Source organism: Spiroplasma sp. TIUS-1 (genome assembly GCF_010365785.1).
In the GTDB taxonomy this organism is placed as follows: domain Bacteria; phylum Bacillota_I; class Bacilli_A; order Mycoplasmatales; family Mycoplasmataceae; genus TIUS-1.
Window position 1 is genome coordinate 387,854 of sequence record NZ_CP048387.1, and the last position, 20,406, is coordinate 408,259.

16 protein-coding genes are annotated in these 20,406 nt (G+C 29.0%); all 16 read left to right on the plus strand.

The window, feature by feature from the left end; translation table 4 throughout:
• Position 1 precedes the first annotated feature (1 nt).
• A complete protein-coding gene (locus STIUS_RS01685; RefSeq protein ID WP_162649585.1) occupies positions 2 to 2,146 on the plus strand; it encodes an ATP-dependent Clp protease ATP-binding subunit in 2,145 nt (714 codons plus the stop codon).
• 8 nt (positions 2,147 to 2,154) lie between these two features.
• Positions 2,155 to 3,150: a heat-inducible transcriptional repressor HrcA gene (hrcA, locus tag STIUS_RS01690; protein WP_162649586.1), complete on the plus strand. Its 996-nt coding sequence runs from the start codon at positions 2,155 to 2,157 to the stop codon at positions 3,148 to 3,150.
• Complete coding sequence (locus tag STIUS_RS01695; RefSeq protein WP_162649588.1) at positions 3,150 to 3,689, plus strand: nucleotide exchange factor GrpE; 540 nt, start codon at positions 3,150 to 3,152, stop codon at positions 3,687 to 3,689. Before hrcA ends, STIUS_RS01695 begins: the two co-directional genes overlap by 1 nt.
• Before the next feature lie 16 nt (positions 3,690 to 3,705).
• Entirely contained in the window at positions 3,706 to 5,469 is a 1,764-nt protein-coding gene (gene dnaK, locus STIUS_RS01700) for a molecular chaperone DnaK (protein ID WP_162649589.1), read from the plus strand.
• Between the two features lie 11 nt (positions 5,470 to 5,480).
• The gene (locus STIUS_RS01705) at positions 5,481 to 6,596 is read left to right on the plus strand and encodes a DnaJ domain-containing protein (protein ID WP_162649591.1); all 1,116 of its coding nucleotides are present in this window, start codon (positions 5,481 to 5,483) and stop codon (positions 6,594 to 6,596) included.
• A 43-nt stretch (positions 6,597 to 6,639) separates the two neighbouring features.
• Entirely contained in the window at positions 6,640 to 7,749 is a 1,110-nt protein-coding gene (gene mnmA / locus STIUS_RS01710; protein ID WP_162649593.1) for a tRNA 2-thiouridine(34) synthase MnmA, read from the plus strand.
• An 8-nt stretch (positions 7,750 to 7,757) separates the two neighbouring features.
• Positions 7,758 to 8,549, plus strand: a complete 792-nt coding sequence (locus STIUS_RS01715; protein WP_162649595.1) for an HAD-IIB family hydrolase — start codon at positions 7,758 to 7,760, stop codon at positions 8,547 to 8,549.
• A 28-nt stretch (positions 8,550 to 8,577) separates the two neighbouring features.
• Positions 8,578 to 9,180: a hypothetical protein gene (locus tag STIUS_RS01720; RefSeq protein WP_162649597.1), complete on the plus strand. Its 603-nt coding sequence runs from the start codon at positions 8,578 to 8,580 to the stop codon at positions 9,178 to 9,180.
• A 33-nt stretch (positions 9,181 to 9,213) separates the two neighbouring features.
• The gene (locus tag STIUS_RS01725; protein ID WP_162649599.1) at positions 9,214 to 11,262 is read left to right on the plus strand and encodes a DUF2779 domain-containing protein; all 2,049 of its coding nucleotides are present in this window, start codon (positions 9,214 to 9,216) and stop codon (positions 11,260 to 11,262) included.
• Entirely contained in the window at positions 11,253 to 12,182 is a 930-nt protein-coding gene (fmt, locus tag STIUS_RS01730; protein WP_162649600.1) for a methionyl-tRNA formyltransferase, read from the plus strand. Before STIUS_RS01725 ends, fmt begins: the two co-directional genes overlap by 10 nt.
• 27 nt (positions 12,183 to 12,209) lie before the next feature.
• Positions 12,210 to 12,767 (plus strand): elongation factor P, encoded by a 558-nt coding sequence (gene efp, locus STIUS_RS01735; RefSeq protein ID WP_162649602.1) that lies wholly within the window; start codon positions 12,210 to 12,212, stop codon positions 12,765 to 12,767.
• 11 nt (positions 12,768 to 12,778) lie between these two features.
• On the plus strand, positions 12,779 to 13,078 hold the full coding sequence (locus STIUS_RS01740) for a hypothetical protein (protein ID WP_162649604.1): 300 nt from the start codon (positions 12,779 to 12,781) through the stop codon (positions 13,076 to 13,078).
• Between the two features lie 81 nt (positions 13,079 to 13,159).
• Complete coding sequence (locus STIUS_RS01745; RefSeq protein WP_162649606.1) at positions 13,160 to 14,680, plus strand: hypothetical protein; 1,521 nt, start codon at positions 13,160 to 13,162, stop codon at positions 14,678 to 14,680.
• 36 nt (positions 14,681 to 14,716) lie between these two features.
• Positions 14,717 to 16,006 (plus strand): trigger factor, encoded by a 1,290-nt coding sequence (tig, locus tag STIUS_RS01750; RefSeq protein ID WP_162649608.1) that lies wholly within the window; start codon positions 14,717 to 14,719, stop codon positions 16,004 to 16,006.
• A 125-nt stretch (positions 16,007 to 16,131) separates the two neighbouring features.
• On the plus strand, positions 16,132 to 18,510 hold the full coding sequence (lon, locus tag STIUS_RS01755; protein WP_162649611.1) for an endopeptidase La: 2,379 nt from the start codon (positions 16,132 to 16,134) through the stop codon (positions 18,508 to 18,510).
• A 91-nt stretch (positions 18,511 to 18,601) separates the two neighbouring features.
• Positions 18,602 to 20,266, plus strand: coding sequence for an arginine--tRNA ligase (argS, locus tag STIUS_RS01760; protein ID WP_162649612.1), 1,665 nt, complete (start codon positions 18,602 to 18,604; stop codon positions 20,264 to 20,266).
• Positions 20,267 to 20,406 lie beyond the last annotated feature (140 nt).

Sequence of the window (20,406 nt, forward strand, 5' to 3'; positions counted from 1 at the left end):
TATGGACTTTAATAGAACAGATGGTAATGACCCTAATATTTTAGAAAAATATACTAGGGACTTAACTCAATTAGCAAGGGATGGAAAACATGACCCGATAATTGGAAGAGAGGATGAAATAACACGTGTTATTAGAATCCTTTCAAGAAAAACAAAAAATAATCCAGTATTAATTGGAGAGGCTGGAGTTGGTAAGACAGCTATTGCAGAAGGACTAGCACAAAGAATAGTTAAACAGGATGTGCCTGGAACTCTAAAAGATAAAAGAATTTTAGAACTAGATATGGGTAGCGTTATGGCTGGTGCTAAATATCTAGGTGATTATGAAGAACGAGTAAAAGGTATTTTAAATGCTATTGAAAAATCAAATGGAGAAATAATCTTATTTATTGACGAACTTCATTTAATAGTTGGAGCCGGTAAAACTGGTGGCGGCGGTGGAATGGATGTCGCAAACTTATTAAAACCACAGATGGCTAGAGGTGAAATTAAAATTATAGGTTCCACAACTCTTTCTGAATACCGTGAATATATAGAAAAGGATTCAGCTTTAGAGCGTCGTTTCCAACGTGTATTGGTTCAAGAACCAACTGTAGAAGAAACAATATCTATCCTTAGAGGAATTAAAGAAAGATATGAGAACTTTCATAAAGTTAAAATTACAGATGCCGCTATAATTGCTGCAGCAACATTATCTGATAGATACATAACAGATAGATTTTTACCCGATAAGGCAATTGATTTAATTGATGAAGCGTCAGCTACAATAAAATCGGAACTATCGACTGTACCTGCTAATTTAGATAAAATTAATAGAAAAGTTATTCAATTAGAAATTGAAAAATCAGCACTTTCTCAAGAAAAAGATGATAAATCAATTGAACGTCTAAAAGAAAATGAAGTTGAACTTAAAAAATTAAAATCTCAACAAGCTAAATTAGAATCAGAATGAAATAGTCAAAAAGAAAGTCATAATGAAATAACAAAATTGCGTTCAACAATCGAGTCATTGAAAAATGAATTTGAATTGAAAAAGAGCGAGGGTGATTTCACTAGAGCTGGAGAAATTGAATATTCATTATTACCATTGGCTGAAAAAACATTAGCAAAGCAAGAGGAAAAAAGAGCTGAAAATAAATTAATTTCTGAAGAAGTTAATGAATCAGAGATTCAAGCAATAATTGCGCGTTGAACTGGTATACCAATGCAAAATCTTGTTGAAACTGAAAAGGCTAAAATCCTTAACTTAAAATCTAATATGAAAAAAACTGTTAAGGGTCAAGATCAAGCTTTAGAAGTAATTTCAGATGCACTTATTAGAAGTACATCAAGGATTAAGGATCCAAGCAAACCAATTGGTAGTTTCTTATTTTTAGGTCCAACTGGGGTTGGTAAAACTGAAGTTGCTAAAACATTAGCAAGATTATTATTTGCCGATGAAAGAAAAATGATAAGAATAGATATGTCTGAATATATGGAAAAACACTCAATATCTAAGCTTATTGGTTCTCCTCCAGGTTACGTAGGATATGAACAAGGCGGTCAGTTAACTGAGGCAGTTAGAAGAAACCCATATTCAATAGTTTTAATTGATGAAATTGAAAAAGCACATAAAGATGTACTAAATATATTTTTACAAGTTTTAGATGATGGAAGAATTACTGATTCATTAGGAAAAACAATAAACTTTAAAAATACAGTTATTATTATGACTTCAAACATTGGATCAGAGTACTTAATGAGTACAAATAATGAAACATTTAGTGAAAAAGCCTTAGATCAAATTTTATTACAATCACTAAAACCTGAGTTTATAAATAGAATTGACAATATTGTTACTTTTAATGCATTACCAAAAACAACAGTTAAAGAAATTATTAATAATAGATTATTAGAACTTGTTGAACGTGTAAATAAAGAGACTGATATAAATATTGTCTTTTCAGATAATGTGATTAACAGAATTCTTGAAGAAGCATATGATATTAATTATGGTGCAAGACCAATAAAGAGATATATTGAAAAACATATTGAGACATTTATTGCAAAAAACATTTTGATGAATAAATTGGATATAGATAAAAAATACACAGTAGATTGCAAAAATGGTGAATTTATTATTACAAATAGTAAAGGATTTAATTAGGTGAATTTATGTTAAAAGAAAGACAAAGTCAGATACTAAAAATAATAGTAAATGAGTATATAAGAACATCTTGTCCTGTTAGTTCAAAATTTATTTCAAATGCTTTTGATGGATCCGTTTCGTCGGCAACTATTAGAAATGATTCGGTTTTTTTAGAAAGTAATGGTTATTTGGAAAAAACTCATACTTCTTCAGGAAGAATACCATCAACAAAAGGGTATAGGTATTTTGTTGATAATTTAATGGATAAGTTTGGTGTTGAAGATATTAAAGCTCAAATTGAAATACTATTTAATAACCGTGAAAATTCCGTTAATGAAATAATTAAAGAGTCATCGAGAATCATTTCTGAGATGGCTAAACTAGCAACTGTCGTAACAACACAAGATGCAAGTCATAATGAGTTGGTAAGGTTTGAAATGATACCAATTTCGAATGAAATGGCTACAGTTATTTATGTTTTATCAAATGGTGAAGTTAAAAATAAAACATTTGATATTACTGGGTATTCAGCAAATGATATTAGAGCTTCAATTTCAATATTTAATGATAGATTAGTAAATACTAAACTATCAGAATTGGAGTCTAAAATTGATGCGATTAAACCTTTATTAGAAAAACAAATTAAATATTTTGATTTTGTTTTTAAAAATATAGTTAATGATTTATTATTAAATGTTAAGTCAAAATCAACAACAACAGGAATTAAATATTTATTAGATAATCCTGAATTTTCAAACCCAGCGAAAATTAAACAGGTACTAGAAATGATTGATCATATTACACCCTTTACATGGTTTGAACAACAATCTTCAGAGCAATCAATTTTTATTGGTCTAGAAGGTGGATTGGAAAATGATGATATGGCTGTTATAAGCGAAAATTTCAATAACAATGGAACTAGTGCCAACTTGACACTAGTAGGTCCCAAACGCCTTCAATATAGAGCTGTAAGCGAGATATTAGATTGACTAAAAGAAAGAATCAACGAGGAGTATAAATAATGGCAAAGAAAGATAAAGTAGAAAATATTGATTCTGTGGTTGAAGAAAAAGAACCAAAAGAAAAAGATCAAAAAACAAAAGATCAGAAAGAAATTAAAAAATCTGACAAAGAATTTATTAAGGAATTAGAAGAGAAGATTTTGATGATGAAAGCTGACGAACAAAATGCAGTTAGATTATTTAAATCAGAATTAGCAAGTGCTAAAAAATATGGAGCAGCTGGATTGGCTCGTGAGTTAATTCCGGTAATTGATATGTTGAAAGCAGTTGTAGCTGCTCCCACAAATTCACCAGAAGTGCAAAATTACTTGTTAGGTTTCAAGATGTTAATAGTTCAAATAGAACAAGCCTTAGAAGCTAATAACATTACATTAATAAACACAAAAGTTGGAGATGACTTTGATATGTATTTACACCAAGCAATTGAAACTGTGGATACTGACAAAGTAGCTTCAGGAAAGATTGTAGAGGTTGTAGCTAATGGCTATAAACTACACGATAGAGTTATAAAACATGCAAACGTTAGAGTTGCAAAATAAATAGGAGATTAAAGATATGGCAAAAGAAAGAATTTTAGGTATTGACCTTGGTACAACTAACTCAGTTGTAGCAATTATTGAAGGTGGTCAACCAATAGTATTAGAAAACCCAGAAGGTCAAAGAACTACACCTTCAGTTATGGCAATTAAAAATGGTGAAATCATTGTTGGTGGAGCTGCAAAAAGACAATCTGTTACAAACATTAACACATCAATGTCTGTAAAACGTTTCATGGGAACAAGTGAAAAGATTAAACTTGAAGGTAAGGAATATTCACCAGAACAAATTTCTGCAGAAATTCTAAGATACATGAAAAAATATGCAGAAGACAAAGTAGGTGGAACTATAACAAAAGCTGTTATTACTGTTCCAGCTTACTTTAATGATGCGCAAAGAAAAGCTACTAAGGATGCAGGAAAAATTGCAGGATTAGAAGTAGAAAGAATTATTAATGAACCGACTGCAGCAGCATTGGCTTACGGTATTGATAAAAAAGATGCTGAAATGAAAGTTTTAGTTTATGACTTAGGTGGTGGAACATTTGACGTTTCAGTACTTGAATTAGCCGATGGTACTTATGATGTGCTTTCAACTTCAGGAGATAATAAACTTGGTGGAGATGACTTCGATGACAAAGTAATTAAGTTTATTGTTGAAGGTATCAAAAAGGAATTTGGTATGGATTTATCAAATGACAAAATGGCTGGTCAAAGATTTAAAGATGAAGCTGAAAAGGCAAAAATTAACTTGTCTTCACAATTGGAAACTGAAATTAACTTGCCATTTATTGCAATGAATGCAAGTGGACCAATTAACTTCTCAACTAAATTGACAAGAACAAAATTTAATGAATTAACAAAAGACTTAGTAGAAAGAACAAAAAAACCTGTTCAAGATGCTTTAAAAGAATCAGGTCTAAAAGCTAGTGATATCGATCAAATTTTATTAGTTGGTGGATCAACACGTATACCAGCTGTTCAAGAATTGGTTAAATCATTATTAGGTAAAGAACCAAACAGAACAATAAATCCAGATGAAGTTGTAGCCATGGGAGCTGCAATTCAAGGTGGTGTTCTTGCAGGTGAAGTAACAGATGTTTTATTATTAGACGTTACACCTTTAACTTTAGGAATTGAAACAATGGGTGGAGTTATGACTAAACTTATTGAAAGAAATACAACAATACCAACACAAAAATCACAAGTATTTTCAACTGCTGTAGATAATCAACCAGCTGTAGATATTAATATTTTACAAGGTGAAAGACCAATGGCTCATGATAACAAATCATTAGGTCAATTCCAATTAACAGGAATCCAACCAGCTCCAAAAGGTACACCACAAATTGAAGTTACTTTTAAAATTGATGTTAATGGAATTGTTTCTGTAACAGCAAAAGATAAGGCAACCAACGAAGAAAAATCAATTACAATTTCTAACTCTGGAAGTTTAAGTGATGAAGAAATTGAAAAAATGGTTAAGGAAGCAGAATTAAATGCTGAAGCTGATATGAAAAAAGTAAAAAATATAGAAATTAGAAACAAAGCAGAAAGCTACTTATCTATTTTAAAAACTTCAGTATCTGATGAAAGTGGTCAAGCTACTCCAGAACAAAAAACTCAAGTAGAAGAAATGGCTAAAGAAATTGAAGAACTAATTGCCAAAGAGGATTACACTACTCTAGAATCAAAAATAAACCAACTAGAAGAAATGATGAAAACAGTTTCTGAAATGCAAAAAAACCAAGATCCAAATAACAACGAAGAAGGTTCTAACTAATAAAGGTATTCGTGAATAAAAAGCGAGATTATTATGAAGTATTAGGGGTTTCTAAGACTGCAACAGCTGATGAAATTAAAAAAGCATATAGATTACTTGCTAAAAAATATCATCCAGATGTAAGTAAAGAATCTAATGCTGAAGAAAAGTTCAAGGAAGTTGGAGAAGCATATGAAGTGCTTTCTGATTCTGATAAACGTTCAAGATACGATCAATTTGGTCATGCTGGGGTAGATCCAAGTGCTGGCGGATTTGGCGGTGGTGGATTTGGTGACTTTTTCAACCAAGGTGCTGGAAATGGTGGAGATTTTTTCTCAGACATTTTCGGGTCAATGTTTGGTGGGGGTCAAAGATCATCTAGAAAAAGTAATTCAGGTAAAGATATTTTAATTGAAGTAACTTTATCTTTAAAAGAACTTATAAATGGTGTTACAAAAACATTTGAATCTAAACTAGATGTTGAATGTGGTGATTGTCATGGGATTGGAGCGTCTTCAAAATCTGATATTAAAACATGTCATGCTTGTAATGGAGTAGGGCAAGTAACTGGATTTAAGCAAATGGGTCCAATGAGATTTCAAACACAACAACCATGTCAAACATGTAATGCTACAGGTAAAATAATTACTAATGCATGTAAAAAATGTAAAGGTATAGGACATGTTAAGTCAAAGACAAAAATTGATATTCCTATTCCAAAGGGAATGATGCCTGGTCAGCAAATTCAATTTTCAAATATTGGAAATGCTGGGATAAATGGTGGATCTAAGGGGCATATATTTGCAGACATAGATGTAAATATGCCAAAAGATGTAGAGATACTAAGAAATTATGATTTAAAAATGAGATATAATGTAAATTACTTAGATGTTATTTTCGGAGCAAAAAGAACTTTTAGCTTTGTTGGAGAAAACATTGAAGTAGAAATTCCAAAGGGAATTAAAAATGACCAGATCATTAAAGTCAAAAATAAAGGTTTATATAAATCAAGTCACTCGTCAATTAGAGCTGATTTAAATTTGATTGTAAATATTGTTGTTCCAAACAACATCTCAAATAGTGAAAAAGAACTTTTAAAAGAGATTAAAGAAAAATCAAGTTTTGAACCAAACAATAACGTCTTTTAATAGACGTTATTTTTATCTATAATATAGAAACTAAAGGATATAAATGAAAAAAGAAAAAGTAATAGTAGGTTTATCAGGTGGTGTTGATTCTTCAGTTACCTTATTGTTGTTGAAACAACAAGGGTATGATGTTGAAGCATTTTTCATGCGAAATTGAGACAGTACATTAAACAATGATGTATTGGGTAACAATGATGATTCTGAAATTTGTTCACAAGAAGTTGATTATGCTGATGCTAAAAAAGTCGCAGACCAATTAGGTGTTAAACTACACCGTGTTGATTTTATAAAAGAATATTGGGACTTTGTATTCAAACATTTTGTTGATGAGTATGCAAAAGGAAGAACTCCCAATCCAGACATTTTGTGTAATAAACATATAAAATTTGAACAGTTTTTAAATTACGCAGTTGAAAAACTTGGAGCAGATTATATTGCAACTGGGCACTATGCTGGTGTGAGATTTAACGAAAAAACTAAAGAGTATGAGTTATTAAAGGGAAAGGATCACACAAAAGATCAGTCTTATTTTCTTTCAGAGTTAAATCAAAAACAATTATCTAAAACACTTTTTCCTTTGTACGAACTGCCAAAAACAGAAATTAGAGAAATTGCAAGAAAATTTAATATTGCTACAAGTGATAAACCAGATTCAACAGGGATTTGTTTTATAGGTGAAAGAAATTTTACAAAGTTTTTGCAAAACTATATTCCAAATCAACCTGGCGATATTTTTGATATATCTACTAATAAAAAGATAGGAACACACATTGGTGTGATGTACTACACAATTGGTCAAAGAAAAGGATTAAATTTGGGTGGTCAATCGGAACCTTATTATGTTGCTGATAAAGATATTGAAAAGAAAATATTATATGTATCACCAACTAGTGATGAAAAGTACTTATATTCAAATGAATGTGAAAGTGAAAACTTTAATTGAATTGTTAATCCAAAAAACTATTTTTCTAATGATGTATTTAAATGTACAGCCAAATTTAGATATAGACAAATTGATGTTAATGTAACAGTGTATATTAAAGGAAAAGATATTAAAGTAGTTTTAGATGAAAAGACAAGAGCTTTGACTCCTGGGCAAGAAGTTGTGTTATACCATAATGAGATTTGTCTTGGTGGTGGAGTAATAAAATAGGAGACATTATGAGCAAATGATTATTTTCTGATTTTGATGGAACAATTGAAATCTATTCAAATCCTGAAATCACTAAAAAGAATGCAGAATTTTTAAAAAAATGAGTTAAGGACGGAAATAAGTTGGTGTTAGCTTCAGGCAGATCACACAGATCTTTAAGGAATAAAGCAACTGAACTTGGATTAAAACCAGATTATTTTGTAACAAACAATGGTTCATGTACATTTAAATATGATGGAACTGAACTTGAACGAATATTTATTTCAAAAGAAGACAGAGATGAAATTATTAATTCAATGTTGAAATATGAAAAAAACTCAAATATTGTTTATGTTGTTAACGAAGGTAAATTTGGTTTTACATTAAATGATGATTCAGATCAACATGAGTCAATTGTTGGGACATTTTTTGAAAACGGCATTGATCGCGAAAAAGCATTGTTTGAAGTTAAAAATAGAGAAGACTTATACGGTGTATATTACATACTATCAAAATCTCATGGAGGCCATCCAATTTTAAATGAATATGATAATAATAAAAATCTTAAAGTTATTTATACTTCTAAAAGATTAATTGAGATTATGCCAAGCCATGTTTCTAAAGCTAGGGGAGTTGAAATCATATCAAAAATTGAAAATATAGATATTGCAAATATTTATTCTGCAGGGGACTCTCAAAATGATATTGAAATGCTAAGACATACAAATAATTCTTTTGCTATGAGAGATGGCCATGAGGATACAAAGCTAGCAGCTAAAAATGTAATAGATAATTTACATGACATTAAAAATTATATATAATATAAATAATATTTAAGGAATCGAAATAATGAATCTACCAGTGATGATTATTTTTGGTGTGATAATACTGGCTGTTCTGGCGTTCATTATTATCACGTCATTCACATCAAAAAAATCTCAAAGAATTGAACAAGAGAAAAGAAAAAAAGTAGTTCGTAATGAAATAAAACGTTGACTTGATGATCAGTATGGAGTTAGAAACGTACAGATAATTTATGAAACTGTTTATGCGAGAAAAGGTCCTGAGTACAAATATAGAGATGTATTTGACGTTATTGTTACTGTTATGGAACCTAAGACAAATAAATTTGTTGAAAGAATGGCGGTTGAAGTTGAAGGGATTACTACTCGTACAAATAAAAAGAAATATGATACTAAATGAATTATTAATTCAAGAATTTCTTTAGATGAGACTGAAAAAAGAATTGCAATAGCAGAGAAAAAAGTTAAGCTATCAAAGCAAGAAAAAAAAGCTATCAAAAAACAAGAAAAAGAAGATTACAAAACATCTCGTTCTGTTGAAAAAACAGAAATGAAATCTAAAAAAATTGAAAATAAAGAATTAAGAAATAGCAACGAAATCAAATTAGATGTTAAAGAGCGTGGTGAAAAATTTACTCCAAGAAAATAATGCTAAGCATTATTTTTTTTATATAATTGATGTATGCTAAAAAAACAATCAGTTTCTAAAGAAGACTTCAAAACTTATTTAACTAAATGTCAAAAATTGGCATGATTCTTTTCGTCTAAAGAAAATTTTCTTGAAGGAGTTAAATTAAAACAAAATAAATTGTTTGATTTTGATGCTTCAATTTCGACTGAAGAGGAGTCATATGGGACTTCTACAAGTTTTGATATATTGGAAGAGTTTGATTTTTTATTTAAAAAACAATCAGATTTAACTGAAGAAGAAATTATAAAAAGAGATGCTTTAAATTCACAGTTTTCAAACGATGATGGTTTTAATGTTGAAATCTTCAGGGGTAAGCAAATTGAAGATGGTATGCAAGCAGGTGAATTAGCTCAAGAACTTTTTGAGTTAAAACTATTTCGTGAAAATAAACTAAATAGTGAAAATAAAATATCAATAAATTTTGAATCTGAAAAGATGAGCGAGTCATTAACTCAAAAAGTTGAAGAAGCACTTAAGGATCCTAATGTTAAATATTTATATGAAGCAGGATTTTATGCCTTAGATAAAGTCTTAAAAACTAGATGTGACGTACTAATTAATAAAGGCAACAATCATGTTGAAATTGCTGAGGTTAAGGCAACATCAAGTGTAAAAAAAGAACATATTTTTGACCTCTTTTATCAAAAAAAGGTTTTGGAATTATGTGGTTATAAGGTTGATAAAGTTTATTTAGTTAGATTAAATAAGGATTATTTTCCAGGTTTTAAAGATAATGTTTCAGATTACGATCCTAAAAACCAAAGTGAAGTTTTTTATGAAGACTTTGAATATTTGATTGAAGATATAAAAAACCAAAAAGATATTGAAATAGTAGCAGATGCAGAAATTGAAGTTGATAAAATGTTCATATTAGATGATCGTGGAGCCAACGTTGTAAAAGGAGAAAAAGTTTCTTTAGAATATTCGCTTAATTGTTTAGATCAATCAATTGATTTTGAAAATGTGATTGATGAAATTTTAGATATGCTAAAAGATAAACACAGATTTTCCAAAAAAGAGTGTTTCAAATTAAACTTTAAAACAAGTAAAAATACTTGAGTTGAAGAAACAAAAAGTTGCCCACACGTGTTTGAATATATTGATGCAAAGCATAGTGTATTTGAATTAAAGTCAAATACTAAAGTTAATAATATGCAATTTATTTATGACACTGGAATTACTGACATTAAGGATATTGATAATGAAATAATTGATAGACATAAAGATGGCTTATTTAAAGCACCAAAAATAAAAGAACAACTTCGAGTTTTAATGCCGTATTTAAAGGGCAATGAGTATAAAGTCATAAATCCAAATTCGTTTTATCAAGTTGAAGATGAAATAAAAAAGTACAAAAAATATCCTATTTACATGTATGATTTTGAAACGTCTACTTGGGCTATACCTAAATTTGTAGGTTCGAATACTTATCAACAAATTCCATTTCAATATTCAGTTGATATTTTAGTTAATGATGATTTTGATGTAAAAGATAAGCATTCTTTTAAGCATTTTGATTTCCTTTCAAAAATCAAAACAGATCCAAGAATTGAATTTGTAAGAAGGTTTATTGTTGACTGTTTTGCTGAAGGACCCGGAGTTTACGTTGCTTATAATATGTCATTTGAAAAAGGCGTTATTGCTAAGTTAATTCACAGATTTCCAGAATATAAATTACCTTTACAATTTATTTATGATAATACAATTGATTTAATGAATTTTTTTCAAAGAAAAAAACCAAGTGAAGATGATACTCCATGTCTTATTTACCATCCAGACTTTCATGGATCTTACTCAATTAAAAAAACTCAACCTGCATTGTATCCAGAACTAAGTTACAATGATTTAATAGTTAATAAAGGTGATAAGACATCAGAGTTATTTAGAAGATTTATTGATGGTGAAACAACTGAAGAAGTTTATAAAAAAACTTTGTTTAATGAGATGTTAATTTATTGTAATAGGGATACAGAAGCAATGACAGCATTATTACAATCAATAATTAAGTTAATTGAAAAGGAGAAACCTGTATGAAAATAATATTTTGTGGAACTCCAAAAATTTCAGCCAACATTTTAAAGGCAATACATGAAAATAAACAGTTTGAAGTTGTAGGAGTAATAAGTCAGCCTGACAAAGTATCAAACAGAGGTATGAAAACTCAATTCAGTGAGGTTAAAAAATATTCATTGGATAACGGTTTAAAATTATTTCAACCAGATAAAATGTCAGAAATTATAGAAGAAGTTAAATTATTAAATGCAGATTTTTTAGTTACATGTGCATTTGGAAAAATCATATCTGAACAATTTTTAAAGCTCTTTAAAAACTGCTTAAATTTTCATGCTTCATTATTACCAAAATATCGTGGTGGATCTCCAGTTCAATTTGCAATAATGAATGGGGACACAAGAACTGGAGTTTGCTTAATGCAAATGGTTAAAAAAATGGATGCAGGCGGTGTTTATTGTAAACGAGAAATAGAAATCGGAGATAGTGACGATAATGAAATTGTTTTTGATAAGTTAACAAACGCTGCTATTGAGATAGTAAGCAATGACCTCCTAAAAGTAATGAAGGGTGAATATGAAATAGTACCTCAGGATGAATCAAAGGTTACTTTTGCATTCAATCTTAAAAATAATGAAGAACAAATTGATTGAACAAAATCAGCTGAACAAATTTATAACTTTATTCGAGCATTAAAACCAAAACCACTTGCTTTTACATACTTAGATGGAACTAGAATAAACGTATTAGATGCTGAGCTTCCAATTATTGTTCCAATGATTTATTTGCCTCCAGGTACAATATTTTCAATTGAAAAAAATGGTATGTTGGTTATGTGTGGAGGTGGAATGATTAATTTAAAAGTAATTCAAAAAGAAGGTAAAAAACCAATGGAAACCAAAACATTAAAAGGAAATAGTGAATATATTCGTAAACAATTTAAGATATAATAAAAATAATAAAAGGGAGACAACAATATGTCAGTTAATGATTTAAGACCTGGTACTACATTTATCTATGATGGTAACTTATTCGTAGTTGTTGAACAATCTTTCTCAAAATCTGGGAGACAACAAGGTAAGGTTTCAGCCAAAGTAAAAAATATGAGAACAGGAGCTAGAGTAGAGATTACATTTACAGGTGGCGAAAAAGTTCAAAAAGCAATGATTGATAGAAGTGATATGCAATTTCTATATAATGATGGTGAAAATGTTGTACTAATGAACACAGATACATATGATCAAGTAGAAATTCCAGCTTCAAAATTATCTTGAGAATTGAAATTTTTAATTGATGGAGCAATGGTAAAAATGACTTCATTTGATGGAGAAGTTCTGGGTATTTCTGTTCCTGATAAAATTGAATTAGTCGTTTCAGAAACTGAACCGGCTGTTAAAGGTGACACAACAAGTGGGGCACAAAAGAAAGCTGTTTTAGAAACAGGACTACAATTACATGTACCTTTATTTATTAAAGAGGGTGAAAAAATAATTGTAAGTACAGCCGATGGAAAATATTCTGGTCGTGCAAACTAAGAGGTAATTAAATGTATTTAAATGTAAAACAATCAGAAAAAGGTTCAATTAATATTGCTGAAGGTGTAGTTGCGGGAATTTTAAAGGAACAAATAAATAGATTTATTTTAAAATCAGTTAAAGATTTTGATATCAGAGTATTTATTTCATCTGATAGAAGTATCTATATAACAATTAACATGTTTCTTTCTAAAACAGAAGATGCAATAACTTTATCAGAGTCTGCAATTATAGCTTCAGTTAACAAATCAGTTAAAACTTTAACAAATTTAACACCTAAAAACGTAGCATTTGCTTATATTAAAAAATAAATACTAAAATTTAGTAAAGTAAATAAACAACATAGTTTATTTACTTTTTTTGTTTTAAAAATAAATTATAATTAATATATTATGATAAGTTCAATTAAACAGTATAAAAGTGGCAAAGAAATTGTCAGCATTGACAGACTTGTTCCCAATGAATTATACAAACAACAAAAATACTGTAAGGAATCCTTGGATTTAATTTTTGACTATAACTTAAGTAGTGATTATGATTTCAAATTACTTATATCTTCTTATTCAAAAATTGAACTTTTGGAAGACAGTAATGTTTATAAGCGTGAGTTAATTAAATTGTGAGAACACCAATTTAATACAAAGTTCAGTAATTTTTGAAATGTATATTACGGAATAACAAAAGCTAGAATTAAAAAAGCAGAAGCTTTTAATCAATCTCCAATTGATAATTGAGATCAAAGATTAGGCATTGAAAAAAAACTTACTGATCCAATGGACTTTAGAATTTCTTTACTTGAGCGTAGTGGTTTAGCTGCAAATACAAATGTGGAAAGAAAAGAAATAAATACTTCTAATACAGATATTGTTGAAAATAGTACATTAAATGCAATGCGTTCTCCATTTTTAACAAAAAGTGCAGATGAATATCATAAAAAAAATGTTGATGAAAATGGAAATATTAACATGACTGAGAGAAGTACTGAAATTAGTCAAGCTCCAGATCCACATTTGCTTGAATTTCTTTATGGAAATGATGAAGATTCAAAACAAAGAAAAGAGACAATAATAAATAAGAAAAAAATTGAAGAATTTGAAACATTAGTTAACAAGGAGACTAAAGGTAAAAAAAGAAAAAAAGGTAATAAAGATTTAGCAGAAAATACAGAAGATACAATTGATAGATTAGCGACTGTTAATTTGGATGACTTTTATACTTATGCTCATCCAACAACGTATACACATGAATTTTATACAGAAGCTTTTAAAAAAAGTTTGAAAGGACCTGACGATAATGAAACCCTAGACACGTTATTTTTTGAAAAGAATAATTCATTTGGTATTAACGAAAGACAAAATATCGTTGTAATTCATGAAGGTGACTCATCTAAATATCAATTAGCCCATGATGTTTCAAGAAAACAGTCAATTGTTGGAACACCTAAAGTTGATTCAAAAGATAAAATACCTATGATTAAGCCTACAATCTCAAAGCCTAAGTTAAATGAAATTGAAGCAAAAAAAGAAGCTTTAAAAGAGTTAAAACAAGAGGTTGAATACAAAAAACAATTACAAAAATTGAATGAAAAAAATAACAAAATAATTCAAAAGCGTAAAGAACAGATTGCTAAAGAAGAAAGAAAAGAAGAAAAACGTAGAAATGCTTTAAATAATAAATCTATAAAAGAATATGAAAAAATAAGTTCAATTGAAAATGAAATCAAGTTAAATAAATTAATTGGAAAAAAATCAGGATTTGCAAGTAAGAATAAGTCTAGATTAAGAAATTTTAATAATGAGGATAAAACTATTGAAGAACAAAAAATGATTGTAGAAATTGACGCTCAATTAATTGAGGCACAAAACACAATTACAATAATGGATATATCATTAAATAAAAATAATAATGATTAAATAGAATATAATCATTTTAAATATTAAGGAGAAGTTATGAAATTTAATGAAAGAAAAGAATTATTAACAGGACAAGGAGTTTGGACTGTTACTATTGATGGAAAAGAATGAAAAGAATTTGTGGAACGCGGAAAAAACAAGGTTAGAAATTCTGTTGTTGTTCCCGGATTTAGAAAAGGTAAGGCACCAGCTGCTGAAATTGAAAAAAATGTTACAAGTGATAGATATTTAAGAGAGGCCATGGGGGCTTCAATTGCTTCTCTATTTGAGTTTGCTAGAGAAAATAAAGTTAATGTTGAGCCATGAAGTTCGCCTGTACCAAAGCCAATAAAAATTTCAGATAATGAATTTGTTCTTGAATTTATTTTTGATTTAAAACCAGCAATTAAAATTGGTAAATATACAGGTTTAAAATCAAGCAAATTGGTTAAAGAAGAAGCAAAGGCAACTAAAGCTGAAATTGATGCTTCAATTGAAGGTGAAAGAACAAGAATGGCTCTGGAAAAAACTAAACCAGCAACTGCTTCAATTGCAAAAGGTGATGAAGTTATATTTGACTTTGAAGGATTTGTAGATGGTGTTCAATTTGCCGGTGGTAAAGCTGAAAACTATAAATTAGTTATTGGATCAGGTCAGTTTATACCAGAATTTGAAGATGGAATGATTGGTAAAAAAATTGGAAAAACATCTGTCAATGTAAAATTCCCTAAAGATTACGATGCAAAACTTGCAGGTAAGGCAGCTACTTTTGAGTTGGTTATTAAAGAAATTAAAGAAAAGATTTTGCCTAAAAAAGACGATGAATTAGCATTAGATCTTAACATTAAAGGTGTAACAAACATGGCTGAATTAGAAGCTTATGTTTCTTCAAAAATAGTGGATCAAAAAGAAACACAAAATAAAAATATTTTTGTAAACGAAGTAATTGAATTAATCAAAAAAAATTCAACAATTGAGTTACCAAAATCATCAATTGAATCAACAATTGATGACCTTTACAGAGAATTTGAAGGTAATGTTTTACGTCAACAAATTACAATGAAAGATTACATGAAACAAACAGGATTATCTAGAGAAGCAATTAGATCAGAATTAACACCTGATGCTGTAGCTAGATTATCAAGTTTCTTAATAACTGATGAAATTAGAAATAAAGAAAAATTTGAAATTTCTGAAATGGAAATAGATATTGAACTTAAAAAATTTGCAGCAAATTTTGGAATGGAAGTTGACTACGCATTAGATAAGTTTATAACTAAAGACCAAATTAGAGAACAAATAATGAAAGAAAAAATTGTTGACTTTTTATATAAAAATAATGGATAAGATCCATTATTTTTATTTTTAAAGACGTTAATGAAAGTAGATTAAATAATTTATTTTCATTAGCACTTAAATAACACAAGTGCTAAATAATATGATAAAATTAAAAAGTAATTTAGGAGGTACATATGAACAAATTACCAGTATTGATAACTAGAGGAACATTCTTGTTTCCAAAGGTCAAACATTCAATAGAAATAGGTAGAGAAAAATCTTTAGCTGTTTTAAGTGAATCTACAAACAAACATAACAACAAAATTATTATTATTTCACAACATAATCCTTTAGAAGATGAACCCAAACTTGATGGAGTCTATAAAGTTGGTGTTGTTGCAAACTTTTCAGTGAAAAAAGTATGAAAAGATAACACTCAATCTATCTTAGTTGAAGCTCAAGATAGAATTAAAATTAAAAATATGGACTATGATGAATCAGGTATTTTGTATGCTGAATATGAAGTTGTACCAACAACAGGTCCTGATAAAAAAGTGGCTATGAATATTTTTAATGTAATTAAAAATGCAGGAATCGGTGTTGCAGATTTTCCTGAAAACTTTGACTCATTATTGGAAGACGAAATTATTGCTTCTGATCCAAATGTATTGGTGGACTCAATTGCCCAGGTAATTGCATTCATTGGTGTTTCAAAAAGACAAGAGTTATTAGAAGAATTTGATCCAGTTAAAAGAATGGAAATAATCACAAATATACTAAGCGAGAAAAAAAGCGCTTCTGATATTGACTCAAGTATAACTAAAAAAATAAAAAATAATGTTGATGAACAACAAAGAGAATATTACCTAAGAGAAAAGTTAAAAGTCATTAAAGAAGAACTTGGAGAAATTGATGGAGAAGGAAATGAGCTTGATGCTTATAAAAAAAGGTTAGAAACTGAGCCATTCCCAGAACACATTAAAAAGAGATTATTAAAAGAAATATCAAAATTAGAGGGTATGCATGCTTCGTCACAAGAAGCAGGAGTACTTAGAAATTATATTGATTGAATGATGGATATTCCTTGATATGAAAGATCAGATGATAACTTTGATTTAGAAAATGCACAAAAAGTTTTAGATGGTGATCATTTTGGTCTTGAAAAAGTTAAAGAAAGAATTATCGAGTATCTTGCAGTTAGAAAAAATACAAACAGTACAAAAGGGCAAATTATTACCTTAGTTGGTCCACCTGGTGTTGGAAAAACGTCTTTAGCAAAATCAATTGCCAAAGCAATGAATAGAGAATATGTAAAAGTATCATTGGGTGGTGTTCGTGATGACGCTGAAATTAGAGGACACAGAAAAACTTATGTAGCAGCTATGCCAGGTAGAATTATTCGTGGTATGAAAAAAGCTAAAGTCTTAAATCCTTTATTCTTATTGGATGAAATTGACAAAATGGGTTCAGATCAAAAAGGTGACCCAACAGCAGCTATGTTAGAGGTATTGGATCCAGAACAAAACTCACAATTTTCAGATCATTTCATTGAAGAAGAATATGACCTTTCAAATGTGGCATTTATTGCAACAGCAAATTACCCAGGAGATATTCCAGAAGCTTTATACGACAGGATGGAAATAATTCAGTTATCAAGTTATACAGAAATTGAAAAAATTCAAATTGCAAAAAATCACTTAGTTCCAAAAATATTAAAAGAATTTAATATAGATAAAAAAGAATTAGTATTTAAAACAGAAGCCATTGAGGAAATAATTAAATACTACACAAGAGAAGCTGGAGTAAGACAATTAGAAAGAATTATTGGTAATATTGCAAGAAAATTCATTGTAAAAAAATTGAAAAATGAATTAACTCAATTAACAGTAACTCCAGAAGTTGTGAATGAATTATTAAAAAAACGTGTCTTTGAACACAGCAAGCAATCTGAAAAATCAGAAGCTGGTGTTGTTACAGGTTTAGCTTATACACAATTTGGAGGAGATATTCTTCCAATTGAGGTTACTCACTTCCCAGGTAAGGGTGGATTAGTCTTAACTGGTAAATTAGGTGATGTTATGAAGGAATCTGCAACTATTGCTTATAACTTTGTAAAGGCAAACTACAAGAGATTTGAAATTCCTGAAGAAGTATTTCAACAAAATGATATACATATTCATGTTCCTGAAGGGGCTGTTCCAAAAGACGGACCTAGTGCAGGTATTGCAATAACAACAGCAATTATATCTTCTTTAACTAACCAAAAAGTATCAAGAGAAATAGGTATGACAGGTGAAGTAACACTTAGAGGACTTGTTCTTCCAATTGGTGGTCTAAAAGAAAAATCAATTGCAGCACAAAGATCGGGATTAAAAACTATAATCATACCTTCACAAAATGAAAAAGATTTAGATGAGATTCCTGATGTTGTTAAAGAAAAACTAAGCATTAAATTTGCAAAAAAATATGAAGAAGTATATGAAATTGTTTTTGGTAAAAAAATATCAGAATACATTACAGAACTTCCAACATTTAAAAAAGCAGAAGAGAAAAAGGGTGAAACAAGAAATTAGTCAGTATACTGACTTTTTTTTGTATTAAATTAACTTACTTTAATTATTAAAAAAACTATAAAATAATATTTATAAAACAAACAGGATATTTATGAGTGTATATATTGAAAAAATAGAAATAGCATTAATGAAAATAATGAAAAATAATAAATTAAATGGATCAATTATTATTGAAAAAACAAGAGATTCTTCTAATGGAGATTTTTCAACAAATTTTGCAATGGTAAATTCAAAAATTAACAATAGTAATCCTAGGATGTTAGCAACTTTAATTGTTGATGAGTTGAAAAAGGAAAAAATTTTTAGCAAAGTAGAAATTGCTGGACCTGGTTTTATTAATATGTTTTTAAATTCAAGTTTAAATGAGGAAATTATTTCAGAAGTTTATTCAATGGGAAATAAATATGGTTCATTTAAAAAACGTAATTTTAAGTATAACTTGGAATTAGTTTCTGCAAATCCTACAGGCTATTTACATGTTGGTCACGCTCGTAATGGAGCAATAGGTGATTCAGTTGCAAGAATACTAAAATTCGCTGGATACGACGTTGAAACTGAATATTATACAAATGATGCTGGAAATCAAATTAACATTTCTGCGTGTACATTATTTTTTCACTACAAACAATTACTAAAATCACCAGTAAATAAACCTGAAGAGATGTATGGTGGAGATATGTATATTGAAGTTGCTCAATCACTTGTCGAAAAATTTGGTGATAAGTATATTAAATTTAATATTGGAACTGATAACAAAATTAACGATGAAAAAATTCATGAATTATTTAAAACAGAATCAATTACATTATTTATGGCCGCTATTAAACAACAATTAATTAATTTTGGAGTTGGAATTGATTTGTATACAAGCGAAGCAGATATGTACAAAAATAATGAAATTGAAAAGACTTTAGATATATATAAGAAAAAAGGGAAAACATTTGAACAAGATGGAGCTCTTTGATTAAAAACAACTGAATTTGGTGATGACAAAGATAGGGTTCTAAAAAAATCAAATGGAGATTACACTTATATTACTCCTGATTTAGCTTGTCATAATGTTAGATTTAAAAGATCAAAATCTGACAAATATGTAAACTACTGAGGTGGTGATCATCATGGATATATTTTGCGTATTAGATCAGGACTTGCATTACTTGGACATGATTTTAATGCATTGGATATTGATATGATTCAAATGGTTAGACTAATGAAAAACGGTGAAGAGTTTAAAATGTCTAAACGCAAGGGTACTGCAATTTGATTAATTGACTTAATTGAAATGGTTGGTAAAGACTCTGTACGTTATATGTTGTTAAGTAAAACTCCATCGTCACACATGGATTTTGACTTAGATATAGCTGTTCAAAAAAACTCAACTAACCCAGTCTATTATGCACAGTACGCTACGGCAAGAAGTTACAAAATTTTAGAGAAAGCTAAAGAGGAGGGTTGAAAATTCAATCCATCAAGTGCAGAACTATTGATTGAGCAAAAAGAAAAGGAATTATTAATACTGATTGATTCGTTTCAAAAAGAGGTTGCATATGCAGCTGATTCAAGATTGCCAAATGTTATTTGTGAGTATATTCAAACATTATCAAGAAAATTTCATTCATATTATACAGAAACAAAAATTTTTGATATTGAAGACAAAGAACTAATGAATCAAAGACTTAACCTTGTTTCAACTATTTATCAGGTGTTATCAAATTCATTTAATTTAATAGGTATTAGTGTTATTAACAATATGTAAAAAAACCAAAGTTACTAACTATTGGTTTTTGTAAGCAAATTAATAAATAACTAGTAACAAATGATAGTTATTTTGGTATATAATTTTAATTGTATTTATGCGTTGTAAACATTCACCCTTTGAGAATTTTGCTTTGTATA